Annotated in this window: 12 protein-coding genes; 4 read left to right on the forward strand and 8 right to left on the reverse strand. The window is 62.3% G+C overall.

The window, feature by feature from the left end; translation table 11 throughout:
* Positions 1 to 67: 67 nt before the first annotated feature.
* Positions 68 to 724 (forward strand): alpha/beta hydrolase, encoded by a 657-nt coding sequence (locus U0025_RS12440; RefSeq protein ID WP_004207708.1) that lies wholly within the window; start codon positions 68 to 70, stop codon positions 722 to 724.
* Positions 725 to 1792: 1068 nt separating this feature from the next.
* Here U0025_RS12440 and U0025_RS12445 read toward each other — a convergent pair.
* On the reverse strand, positions 1793 to 2182 hold the full coding sequence (locus tag U0025_RS12445; RefSeq protein ID WP_139278796.1) for a hypothetical protein: 390 nt from the start codon (positions 2180 to 2182) through the stop codon (positions 1793 to 1795).
* Positions 2183 to 2352: 170 nt separating this feature from the next.
* Between U0025_RS12445 and U0025_RS12450 the strand changes: the two genes are divergently transcribed.
* Positions 2353 to 2649, forward strand: a complete 297-nt coding sequence (locus U0025_RS12450; RefSeq protein ID WP_157225181.1) for a hypothetical protein — start codon at positions 2353 to 2355, stop codon at positions 2647 to 2649.
* Positions 2650 to 3043: 394 nt separating this feature from the next.
* On the opposite strand, the gene U0025_RS12455 is transcribed toward U0025_RS12450, so the two are convergent.
* The 4 genes from U0025_RS12455 to U0025_RS12470 all read right to left on the reverse strand — a co-directional run bounded on the left by U0025_RS12455 (position 3044) and on the right by U0025_RS12470 (position 4703).
* Positions 3044 to 3592, reverse strand: coding sequence for a hypothetical protein (locus U0025_RS12455; RefSeq protein WP_004207710.1), 549 nt, complete (start codon positions 3590 to 3592; stop codon positions 3044 to 3046).
* Between the two features lie 156 nt (positions 3593 to 3748).
* Complete coding sequence (locus tag U0025_RS12460; protein WP_004207711.1) at positions 3749 to 4123, reverse strand: hypothetical protein; 375 nt, start codon at positions 4121 to 4123, stop codon at positions 3749 to 3751.
* 59 nt (positions 4124 to 4182) lie between these two features.
* Positions 4183 to 4434 (reverse strand): hypothetical protein, encoded by a 252-nt coding sequence (locus U0025_RS12465; RefSeq protein ID WP_004207712.1) that lies wholly within the window; start codon positions 4432 to 4434, stop codon positions 4183 to 4185.
* 101 nt (positions 4435 to 4535) lie between these two features.
* Positions 4536 to 4703 (reverse strand): hypothetical protein, encoded by a 168-nt coding sequence (locus U0025_RS12470; RefSeq protein WP_004207713.1) that lies wholly within the window; start codon positions 4701 to 4703, stop codon positions 4536 to 4538.
* A gap of 147 nt (positions 4704 to 4850) precedes the next feature.
* Here U0025_RS12470 and U0025_RS12475 point away from each other — a divergent pair, with 147 nt between their 5' ends.
* The gene (locus U0025_RS12475) at positions 4851 to 5960 is read left to right on the forward strand and encodes a sensor histidine kinase (RefSeq protein WP_004207714.1); all 1110 of its coding nucleotides are present in this window, start codon (positions 4851 to 4853) and stop codon (positions 5958 to 5960) included.
* Between the two features lie 5 nt (positions 5961 to 5965).
* Positions 5966 to 6715, forward strand: a complete 750-nt coding sequence (locus U0025_RS12480; protein WP_004207715.1) for a LytR/AlgR family response regulator transcription factor — start codon at positions 5966 to 5968, stop codon at positions 6713 to 6715.
* A gap of 94 nt (positions 6716 to 6809) precedes the next feature.
* Here the strand turns inward: U0025_RS12480 and U0025_RS12485 are convergent, their stop codons facing one another.
* From U0025_RS12485 to U0025_RS12495, 3 genes are all read right to left on the reverse strand, one after another.
* On the reverse strand, positions 6810 to 8108 hold the full coding sequence (locus U0025_RS12485) for an OprO/OprP family phosphate-selective porin (protein ID WP_254792311.1): 1299 nt from the start codon (positions 8106 to 8108) through the stop codon (positions 6810 to 6812).
* A gap of 161 nt (positions 8109 to 8269) precedes the next feature.
* A complete protein-coding gene (locus tag U0025_RS12490; protein WP_004207717.1) occupies positions 8270 to 8614 on the reverse strand; it encodes a UrcA family protein in 345 nt (114 codons plus the stop codon).
* A 589-nt stretch (positions 8615 to 9203) separates the two neighbouring features.
* Entirely contained in the window at positions 9204 to 12203 is a 3000-nt protein-coding gene (locus U0025_RS12495) for a calcium-binding protein (protein WP_004207718.1), read from the reverse strand.
* Between the last annotated feature and the right edge of the window lie 80 nt (positions 12204 to 12283).

The raw sequence follows: 12283 nt of genomic DNA on the forward strand, positions 1-12283 counted from the left end.
CAAGCCCCGGCGCGCGCACGGACCCTTTCCCCGCTGCCCCGTGGCAGCCCAGACCATAACAGGTGCCATGCCCGACGTCATTTTCCCCGGACCCGAAGGTCGCCTCGAAGGCCGCTTCAGCCCCCCGCCCCGCCCGCGCGCACCGGTCGCCATGATCCTGCACCCGCATCCGCAGGGCGGCGGCACGATGAACGACCGCATCACCCAGGCACTCTACAAGACCTTCGTGAAGCGCGGCTTTGCCGTGCTGCGCTTCAACTTCCGTGGCGTCGGCCGCAGCCAGGGCACGTTCGACAATGGCATCGGTGAACTCAGCGATGCCGCAGCCGCGCTCGACTGGGTGCAGAGCTTCCACCCCGAAGCGCAGACCACCTGGATCGCCGGTTTCTCCTTCGGCGCCTGGATCGGCATGCAGCTGCTGATGCGCCGCCCGGAAATCCGCGGCTTCATCTCGGTCGCGCCGCCGGCCAACATGTATGATTTCTCGTTCCTGGCGCCCTGCCCCTCGTCGGGCATCATCGTCCAGGGCACGGCGGACGAAGTGGTGACCGCCAGCGCGGTGCAGAAACTGGTCGACAAGCTGCGCACCCAGAAGGGCATCACCATCCATCATGACGAGATCAAGGGGGCCAATCACTTCTTCGAGCATGAGCTGGACCAGCTGATGAAGTCGGTCGACAATTATCTCGACATGCGCCTGTCGCCGGACTCGCCGATCCGCTGAGGACCGGCCCGATCGGGATCATGGAGGGGCTGCCGCCGCGCAGCCCCTTTTTCTTTGCCCGCACGATCCGCCTGGCCGCCAGGACCGGAAATCTGCCGAGCCGCATCCAGCACCGGCCCGCAACCGAATGTCGATCAGCCTGACCTTCGTGATCTCCAGCCCCCGCCTCTGGCCTTTTGCAGCGGGACGCCCACCGTCTCCCGCCATGAAGCCTTGATGGCTGGCGCCCAGAAAGAGCGCCCTCCACTTACTCCACGGCTTCTCCCAAAAACTGACCTTGGCATATCCGTCATCCCGGACTTGATCCGGGATCCATTCAGCAGTCCCTATCTGGCGTAGTGCAAAATGGATCCTGACCTCCGTCAGGATGACGCCCGTTGCGATTGGCAGGTTTCGACCACTTGTGGCCGTTGGAACATCCCCCCTAACTTCTCGGTAGCGGACAGTCGCTTGTGAACGTAAGCATGGCCACATGCGGACCGGCTTGATTTGCATTGCTACGTTGACGCTATGCGCATGCAACAGCCACGAAGACGTGGCTATTCCCATCGATCAGACCACCGGATTTCGAGACGGTTATCGTGTCGAAATCAAACGTTCAGGGAGCCTCGAATGGAACGGCCAGAACCTAAATGACGCTGAATTCGTATCATACATGCGAGAGTATGCGGCGCAGCCGAAAGGAGCCGGTCGTCTGTGGGTAGAGTTTGAACCCGGCGTTCCGGCGGCCCGCGCTTCCGAAATTCGCCAGCAGGTAATTGCAAGCGGCCTATGCAAACAGAAGCGATGCGTGGAAGGACGTTGGGGCGTTCAGCGACCAGTAGTTAACTAACTGCTATATACCGATGCTTCCCGTAAGCTGCCATTCCGCTACCCACCCATTCCCGCCCTTCCTTCTTTCCCCTCCGCGCTCTTCGCGGCTCCGCGCGAATAATGAATCACGCGGAGCCGCGAAGAGCGCGGAGAAAGAGGCCAGCCGTCTCGCGCTATCTGCTTAGGCGGCGTTCGCCTGCCTGGAATGCCAGCCTCCGCTGGCATGACCGGATAAGGACCAGTCCGCTACCCACCCTATTTCCGATCGCGGACCACCTCAATCGCAGCAGCTATTGCCCAGCGACCTTCCTGCTTCTCCAACCGCGCAATTTGAAAGGAACGCCGCTTCCCGTATTTCACGGTGAAACGGCAGGTGATTGAAGGTGGATCGGAAGAAAGTTCATCGCTGCATAGCACATCTGATAGGCCGGTAATCCGGATAGCATGAACGAAAGTTATGTGATCAGGATAGTCATTGGCGTATTGCGCTGATGCCGAATAAACCGTTTCATCATCCTGACTGCTGACAGCTTCCAAGATTTCTGCATCTGTTGGGCACAGTTGTGCCGATGCACACCGGGATATAGCAGCCAGAATGACAAGGGGTAGCATCGAGTCTCCATGAGCGTTGTCATCAGCAGTCAAATGCTCGCATCCTGCATATCGTGACGCAACGGCCTTTCGGATTAAAAGCAGCCCGGCAGTCATCGACCAAAATCAGTCTTTCAGGTTGCCCTTTGCTCCGCCCCATTGAAGACAATTCGAGTGCGCCCTATTGCCTTGGCACAGACGAAATTTTGTTGATGGATGCAAAGATGAAATCCCGCTTTTTCGCGTTAATCAGCGGACTTCTTACCATGACAGGATGCGTTGACCCCAATGCACCCATCAAAACTCGCGCGGGCAAGCTTACGCAGATGCAAGTTGATGCCATCGTGCACAGTTGCGGGGGCAATCCAGAAATGGTGAGGATCGAAAATGACGATCTGATAATCTATCCCGCAAAAGACTTGAGCGTCACTGGGTGCGTGCTCAAGGCACTGCAAGCGACCGGCCAGACAACGCTAAGTCGGGTCGAAAATCAGCGACATAACCCGCCGGAAAGTCAGTAAAACCGCCTTCTTTGCTGCTGTTTTATCGTCAGCTTTTTGATCAAAGTGACGCTGAACCCGCCAGTCCGCAAACCACCCAACTCCGTCATCCCAGCGAAGGCTGGCATCTCACTTCCTTCTGGGCTCTGAGAAGAACAGAGAGATGCCAGCCTTCGCTGGCATGACGGGATAAAGACCTGTCTGCGACCCACCCAATCCCACCCGGTGAAGGCTGTGGTTTTCCTGTTCTTCGAGAGCAAGAGATGATGGAGTACAGGTGCGCGCCGCGCGGTTCATGCGCGCGGCGCCGTGAAGAAGGCGGAGGAAGGACAGGCCGAATGCCGCCGCCAGACCAGCAACCAAGCCGCCACCCCGCCCGCGCCCTCCCCAGGGGCGCCGGCAGGATTAGGCCGGATCAGTTGGCCTTGGACAGGTCCACCTTCTCGACCCATTCGGGGTAGAAGGTCGGCTCGCGGTTGGACCAACCGACCGCCGTGGCTGCCGCCTCGCTGATCGACTGCAACAGCAGCCGGCGCTTTTCGGGATGCAAATGCGGCAGGCTCGCCGCCGCACAGAAGGCGCCCGGCAGCCAGGGCCGCGCCCCCGCCCCCAGCAGCCGCTCATAGAGGAAGCGATAGGCCGAGAAGCTCGCCAGCCGGTCCTGCCCCAGGTCGAAGGCGGACACCGTCACCAGCGGCGCCATGAACGGCTCCACCTGGTCCAGCCCGCTATCGTCGGGAACATGCGCCTTGATCTCGTCCAGCCGGCCATAGATGCGCGCCTGGGCGCGGATGCTGGCTTCCTCGACCATGTCGCGCGACCATAGCTTCATCGCGTCGCGGCGATGCAGCCCGATGTCCAGCGATCTGCGAATATATCTTTGCGTGGCCGACGGGAAACTGGCGAATTCCCGCAATTCCGCCAGGGTAATGGCCCCGTCCGCCGGTCTTGCACTCGTGCCCATTGCTCATGCCCTCCGACTTGAAGTCGATCAGCAGAACATGCGCCTCACATGGTTAGCAAAGGCTTAACGGGCACCTGTCCCACCGATTGTCACAAGGGACCAGATTTCGTTTTGCAGTGCAACATGATATTTTTGTGAAATGCGACGGACGGAGGATTATGCCTGCGCTTCAACCGCTTCGGCTTCCAGCAACCAGGCGAGGCCGGCCGTCGCATCATCGAAGATCCGCAGATAGGGCTGCGTCATTTCGCGCTTCACCTGCAACCGGGTGATCGCGCTGCCGGTTATGATGGCGATCCGCCGGGCCTTGGGAAAATCGCCCAGATTCGCGCGGAAGGATGCGACCGCCTCCTGCGGCTGGGCGCTGCTGGCGCTCATGTCCATGCGCAACAGATAGCCCGGCTTGAACCCTTCGGCCAGGAAGCGGGCCTTGCACTCGCGGGCATAGGCCGCGACTTCCTGCGCCGTGAACAGCTTGGACCATTTGATGTCCAGCAGGTTCAGATCATGGCGAAATTCGATGTGGTACATGGCGCAGTCTCCTGCGCGCTCCCTGCCACGACCGGGTTAATATTTCGCGTGTCGCCGGTTCAGCCCGCACGCCGCTCCAGCACCGCGCCGATCATGCTGCGCCACACCGCCACATCGCCGGCCCGCGCCATGTCGGCATCGGGCTCGCGCAGCGTGTGCAATATCGCATAGGCATCGTCGACATGGTCGGGCCAGGCCGCATCCACCGCGCCCGCCGCATGGGGATCCTGGCCGCCGCCATTCAGGCTGAGCTGGCGCCCGGCCAGCACGCGGGCAATGCGTTCGATCGCGGGGGTGGTGGAAGTCGGCATCGTCGTCTGCTCCTCTCGCGCGGGGAAGCCGGCCTGCCGCCTGATGGCGGTCGGGGCCGCGCTTGCCCGACTGGAATAACATGGATCTTCGCGGTCCGCTATCAGGGACGCTCGGGCTTTTCGGGCCGGGGCTTTTCGGGAAACCCCGATGACGGCACCGGTTCGCCGTCATCGTCCGGCCGGCTGGTCGCGGGCGGGTCCGACGCGTCCATGCTGTCTTCCAGCGCCTCGTCCAGCTTCTTCTCGCTCTCGCGTCTGGTATCGCTCATCTGCGCGTCTCCTTTTCTCCTGCCGGATCAACCGACAGGGACCAATGCCGGTTCCCCACGCCGCCGCTTCGACCAACCGCCAAGCCGCTTCGACCAGCATCGCGCGCAGGGGGCGACAGCGCCGGCAAGCTGGCGTAGATATCCTCCATGACACTTCCCACCGAAGACGGGCCACGCGGCGTGGCGCCTGCCGTCGCCCTTTATTCCATCATCGGCTTCTGGTTCTTCTACGCCGTGCTGATCAGCCTGCGCGCGGCGGTGGTCGGCTTCGATTCCCAGATCGAGATGGCGGCCCGCCGCGCGGTGGTGACATTGATCGGCATCATCGTCACCTGGGTGCTTTACCTGGTGCTGCGACGGTTCGACGGCAAGCCGCTGACGATCCGGGTGGTGGCCGCCTTCTCGCTCGCCGCGCCCTTCGCCCTCGCCATGGCGGCGGCCAATTTCTATGTCTTCAACATCTATGATCCGGTCAGCATGTTCCCCGATGCGGATCATGAGAAATATACCCAACAGGGCTATGCCCTGACCGCGATCCTGGAAGATGCGCTCAGCCGCTATTTCTTCCTCGCCGCCTGGGCCGGCCTCTATCTCGCCCTCTCCTATGCCAGCGAGGCGCATCGCACCGAACGCCGCGCCGCCCGGCTGGAACGCGCCGCGCAGCAGGCCGAACTGCGCTCGCTGCGCTATCAGGTGAACCCGCATTTCCTGTTCAACACGCTCAACTCGCTTTCCTCCCTGGTGATGAAGGACCGGCGTGACGAGGCCGAACAGATGATCATGTCGCTCTCCAACTTCTACCGCACCAGCCTCACCGGCGATCCGCTCGATGACGTGCAGCTGGAAGAGGAAGTCCATCTCCAGAAACTCTATCTGGATATCGAGGCGGTGCGCTTCCCCGACCGGCTGGCCACCCGGATCGACATTCCCGCCGACCTGCTGACCGCCTGCGTGCCGGGCCTGATCCTCCAGCCTCTGGTCGAAAATGCGATCAAATATGGCGTCTCGCGCACCTCCAGCCCGGTCGCCATCACCATCCGCGCGCGCGAGGAGCATGGCCTGCTGCACCTCACCGTCGCCGACAATGGCGACAAGCCGCCCAGCCCCGGCGATGGCGGCAGCGGCATCGGCCTCGCCAATGTGCGCGACCGCCTGTCCGCCCGCTTTGGCGATCAGGGCCGGATCGACTATGGTCCGCAGGCCGATGGCGGCTTTGCCGTCAATCTCTTCCTTCCGCTCAACCGCCGGGGGTGCTGACGCCCATGTCCATCCGCACCATGATCGTCGATGATGAGCCGCTTGCGGTCGAGCGATTGCAGATGCTGTGCGCGCGCGAACCGCGCATCGCGCTGGTCGGCACCGCCAATGATGGCGAGGCGGCGTTGCGCCTGGTCGAGGCCCTGAAGCCCGACCTGCTGCTGCTCGACATCGCCATGCCGCTGCTCGACGGCATCGGCGTCGCCCGCGCGATCAGCCAGATGGGCATCCGCCCGGCGATCATCTTCGTCACCGCCTTCGAAAGCTTCGCGGTCGAGGCATTCGATCTCGCCGCAGTCGATTATCTGCTGAAACCCGTCGCCCATGATCGCCTGACCCGCGCGGTCGACCGGGTCGAACAGGCGCTGCGCAGCCGCGAGGGCGAGGAGGACGCCCCCCTCGCCCCGGCCGAACCCGCGCCGGAATGGGCCGAGGAATTCTGGGTGCCGCACCGTTCCGAACTGGTCCGCATCGCCGCCGATCAGATCGACCGGATCGAGGCGGAGCGCGACTATATGCGCCTCCATGTCGGCGCCCATAGCTATTTGCTGCACCAGACCATCAGTTCGCTGGAGGAGCGGCTCGATCCGCAGGCGTTCGTCCGTCTGCACCGCTCGCACATCGTCCGCCGCCCGCATATCGCGCGGCTGCGCCATGATGGCAGCGGCGTCTGGTTCGCGGCGCTGGCCGACGGCAATGAAATCCGCATCGGCCGCACCTATCTCGCCAATGCACGGGCCATGACCGGCCGCTGAGAGGCCTTTTGGACGTGCGCCGCCGGCGCACCCGCACCGGCCCGAACTGAAAATGCGCCCTTCCGCGCATTTTCCAAAACACGCTCTTCCGCGCTCAATAGATCCACTGGATGCGGGTCAGCACCGTGTCGCTCTCGCCGCGCTCGCCGAACCGGTCGAGCCAGGTATGGCCCCAGGTCGCACCGAATTTCCAGCGCGTCGTTGCCCACCAGTTGAGCCCCAGCATCGTCTTCTTGAAGCGGCCGCCCTCGATGCCATTATCGTCCAGGTCCATTTCCGAATAGCGCGCCACCAGTTCGGGCGCGCCCCAGCGGCCCTTGGGAATGACGCGCCGGGCATAGCCGACATTGCGGTCATAGGGCCGGGTTTCGCCGGTCAATATCCAGCTGCCGGTGACATACCAGCCATGGAAGACCGGGTCGCGAAATTCGCGCGAATTGGTCCGGTTCAATATATATTCGCCCAGGAACGACACCGGCCCGACATTCAGCAGCGCCTCGCCGGCAAAGCCGTCGCTGCTCTGCGCCGCGAATTTCCCGGTGTCGATCGCGACGTCGCCGACATTGGTTTCCGCCCGGCCGCTATAGCGGATCGTGCCGTCCGCCGCGGCATGGCGATAGGCCATGCCGACATGCAGGAATTCATTATGATCCGGCCGGTCCCAGATCAGCCCGGTCATGCGCGCCGAATAGTCCCAGCCACGGTCGGTCGAACTGCCGAAATCCCAGCTATCCTTGTAGGCACCCGCCGAAAAGGTCGCCGCCTTGTTCGCGCCCAGCACCTGGACGAAGCGGACGCCGAAATTGCGCGACGTGAAAAAGGGCGTCAGCACGCGCTCGCTATGCGGCAGGTTCGCCGAATCCCCGACCATTTCGTAGGAGAATGTCTCCTTGGTCTTGCCCACCGTCATCTTGGTGCGGCTGCCCAGCGGAAAGGTCAGCGACGCATCGGTCAGCTTCCATTTCTGCTCGGGGTTGGTGTCGAACCCCTTATATTCGCCGCTGACCTGATAGCTCACCCGATAATCGCCGCCGACCGATCCGATCAGGCTAAGCCGTGCCGATCGCACCTGAAACTCGTCCTCCTGCCGGCCGATCTGGCTTTCATTGACTGCATCCTGGCTGAAATCGGTCCAGTCGCCGATCAGCGACAGGCTGAGACGGATCTTGAAGAAGGGTTGTTCCTTGTTCGGGTCGGCCGGTTTGGCGGGCGCGAAATCGGGAATGATATAATGGGGCGTCTCGTCCACCGCATGCACGTCGCCACCGCTATGATGGCCGATCGGTTCGTAGAGCGATTCCGTACTCTGCGCCCAGGCATGGGGCGCGCACAGCCCCCCGGCCAACAGCGTTGCCATGATGACGGGCGAAGTGCCGGGAAGACGCGCGCGCATGACCATTATCCCCTTGAGCCTGTCCCTTCTGATCGTCGCAAATCCGGGGCTCCGCCATCGGGAGAAATACCGAGAATGGCCGGGGCGACGGGCCTTTTCCCACGCAAAAAAGGGCCCGGCTCGCGCCAGGCCCTCTCCCTCCCTTGGCGGGATGATAGGCGTCAGTTGCCGACGACAGGCCGGGCATCCTTGGCATCGGCATAGCGCTCGTTGGTCTGGGCGCGGGCGATGGCGGTCGCGATCGGCGCCTCGACCTGGGCGATCGCCGCCGCGCGGCACGCGCTCATGGTGTTGATGTCGGTGCTAAAGCAGACCCGGCTGGCCGCACGGGAGATGCGGGTGCGCAGTTCCTGCTGGTCGGCGTGGCGCGTGAGGTCCAGGTCGCCGAAGCGGACCTCGGTGGTGCGGCCGTTGGACGTGAACTCCTCGGCCGAAGCGATGCCGGAACCTGCCAGCAGGGCGGCGGCGGCACTCAGGGCAGTGATGATCTTGGCGGTGGCGAACATGGCGTGTCTCCTCAAAACTGTCATGGCATCCGGCCTGCGTCGTCAGGGGGCGTCGACGCGCCGGATGCGAACGGTTCGGCGGGGGTCTTGTGGGGGCGTTGCGCCATATCCCGTTCGCCCATCCTGTGTACGCGCCCGGTCCTCTCGCCGCCCGTCCGCTTCGACCGGCAACCCTCGTCATCGGCCAACGACCGATCCATCGACCAAGCGCGGATTTGCGGGGACGAACGACCGGACGAATGGCATTCGTCTACGAAACGACAGGCTATTCCCTAAGGGAATTTACGGAGATTCAAGGCAAGCGGACATGAAAACGCCCCCGGCGCAAGGGAATGCCGGGGGCGTATCCGGATGCTGTCGGGCACTCCAGATCTTGTCTCAACTGTTACCGTCAACACGGCACCATCGGCCGTGAACCGTCGCTTAACGCGCTGCTCTCTGGCCTGTTTCGATGTCAGAATAGCGACAGTGCAGGCATGCGGGACGATGCTTCGATGACCGGCCGACAAGACGCGGCCGGCAGCATGGCCCAGGGACGAACGACCGATGCCGCCCGATGGACGACATCGGCACGCTCATGTTCCCCCGATCACCCCAAAACGATGAAGTCGAAGTTGCTCAACGTCAGCCCCGGCGTGACCTGCGCGAACAGCACCGCCGCGCCCGCGCCGCTGCCATCGGCATCATAGAAGATGTTGCCGCTCGCCGCATCATAGAGGATGCGGTCGTCCGCCTCGGTTGCCACCGATCCGGTCTGGAACGCGCCGAAGGCCAGCGACCCATTGTGTCCGCCCAGTTCGCCAAAGGCCGACCGGAACAGGCTGATGACATCGTCCACCGGCGTAAAATCGGTAATGCGGTCGACATTATTGGCCCCGAGCGCGGTGTCGAACACGAAATTGTCGATCCCTGCACCGCCGGTCAGCACGTCATTGCCATCCCCACCCCACAGGGTGTTGCCGCTGGCATTACCGCGAATGTTGTTCGCCGCATCATTGCCATGGACGACCAGATGCCCGCTGCCGATCAGTCGCACATCCTCGACATTGGTGCCGCGCAGGTCGACGTCTACCGAACTCACGATCAGGTCATGGCCCTCGCCCGCCTTCTCGACCACCCGGTCGCCGGCATTGTCGATATAATAGATGTCGTCGCCCGCGCCGCCGATCATGGTGTCGGCGCCCGCGCCGCCGCGCAGGCGGTTGTCGCCGACATTGCCGGTCAGCACATTGTCCAGACCATTGCCGATCGCGTCGATATTGGCCCGGCCGCTCAACGTCAGCGCCTCGACATGGGCGCTCAGCGTGTAGTCGACGGCGGCAATGACCGTGTCATAGCCGTCCCAGGCCTTCTCGACCACCTTGTCGCCGACATTGTCGACATAATAGACGTCATCGCCAAACAGGCCGATCATCACGTCCGCGCCGTCCAGACCACTGATCGTGTTGGAATGGTCATCCCCGGTCAGCCGATCGTCGAACGCCGACCCGCGGATATTCTCGAAGCCGGTCAGCGCGTCCACGCCCGCGCCGCGCGTATTCTGCGCGCCGCTGACCGCCAGCGACACAACGACCCCCGCCGCCGCATGCTCATAGCTCACGCTATCCACGCCAGCCCCGCCGTCCAGATAGTCGCGCCCCGCGCCCCCCTCCAGCCGGTCATTGCCATCGCCGCCGAAAATCCGGTCATCGCCCGCACCGCCATTGACCTGATCATTGCCCAGCCCACCAATCAGCCGGTTGGCTCCATCATCACCGGTCAGACGATCATCAAAGGCCGAACCCTCGACATTTTCGATCTGATTGACGACAATGCGGAGCGCGCCGTTCTCGATCAACCCGCCACGCGACAGATCGACCGTCACGCCAGCCGCAAAGTCTGCAAAGGTCACCCGGTCGATGCCCAGACCGCCAATATAGCGATCATGGCCTTCACCCGCGATAAACACATCATCGCCGCCGCGCCCCAGAAAGATCTCATGATTGGAGGTGCTGACAAAACGATCAGCCGCCGTATCGGCCCCCACGACAGTCGTACCGATAATACCCGACGAAGTCGTGTCTTCGCCAATATCTCCCGTCAGTTCGGTAATGCTGACGACATAATCGCCCTGCTCGCCACTGACATCCAAATAATAGATACCCGACGTCGCTGGCGAAACGACAAGGTCGGCATCCGACGCATTGTTCAGCGCGTTACCCTGCGCATCGCGGATCGTTATGTTGCCGCCATATACGGCATAGCTCTTGTGGGCGGTCAGGGTGACGGCGAACCAGTCGCTGTCGCCATTGCCCTCCAATGTTCCGGTCGCGGTTCCGCCGACCGCAATGGTTCCAGTGGTAAGGCTGCTTGCCAGATAATCATCCGACCCGCTCTGGCTCGTCAGAATATAGTCACCGGCTCCCGCCGCCGACGCAACCGTCAAATAATAGGTGCCGTTTTTCGCAACGCCCACGTTGAGTGTCGATGACGTCGCATCCACCCAATATCCGCTGGCCACCACATTTTCATCTTTGTCCATCAACGCAATAATGTAGGATTCCGGGCTTTCTGGAGTGCTGATTGTAAAGCTGTAAGATTGGCTGTCCGTCAACGTGACCGAATAGACGTCTCGCTCTCCAACGCTTTGCCAGTCCGCCGCTACGGTTTCGCCGATGGCCATCGCAACCGACGGCGGCGGGAGCAGGACGGCGACCGAGACGCTATACTGCCAAATATGGTCTGGCTGACTAAGGCCGACGCTGTTGGTCACCTCCAGATAATAGACGCCATCGGCAGCCGCTGTGAAATCCAGCGGCGAATAGCTTCGGTCGCTCGCCGCCAAGACCTGCCCATCGGCGTCGAGTATCCGCGGCGAACCCCAGCCATCGCTTTCGCCTGTCACGCTGGTCACGAACCGATAGCGAGTGCCTGCGGTCAGGCTTACCGCGAACCAGTCTCTATCGGCCGCCGCTTCCCAAAGCCCCGTTGCCAGGCCGTCCACCGTCAAGTTTCCAGCGGCCGCTGCCGATGTGCCGTAATCGTCGGCCACCGCGTTCAGCGACAGGGTGTAATCATTGCCACCAAAAGGTCGGATGCCGACATAGTAGCGGCCTGTATCCGTCGCGCTGAAATGCAACTGACCGAAAGACACGTTGCTGACCAAACGGGCCTGTGCATCCATGACGTAGAGCGTGGCGAGGCCGGTATCCAGGAAATAGGACTGGCCGCCTGTCAGATCAACCGCATACCAATCGTCGGCAACGGCGCCAGTCATCGCCACCTGTTCGCCTACAGCAAGGGTCAGTGTCGTTGCCGACGACGCCGGATTGGCATCCTCTATTTCAAAGGCGTTGATGCTGTAGAATGTCGCGCCGGTGTAGCTGTCCGACGCCGCAAGCCAGTAATCCCCGCTCACGGGCGCGACGAACGTGATCTCGTTGCTATAGGCGCCCGGCGGGCTATATTCGGTGCCGTCCGCAAGCATCAGCTTTAGGAAGGCCCCGCCATTGCCTGAACCGATCCGGTAGGTCTTCCCGGCCTCGAACTGCACACGATACCAGTCCGTATCACCCCGCGCTTCAAAGCGGCCGCTCACGCTACCCGTCATTCTTCGAATCCCCCAAATCGAATATGCACGACGACTTCACCCCAATGAAGCATCGCCATCCCACTGAAATCAAATCTATT

It is taken from the genome of Sphingobium yanoikuyae (assembly GCF_034424525.1).
In the GTDB taxonomy this organism is placed as follows: Bacteria; Pseudomonadota; Alphaproteobacteria; order Sphingomonadales; family Sphingomonadaceae; genus Sphingobium; species Sphingobium yanoikuyae.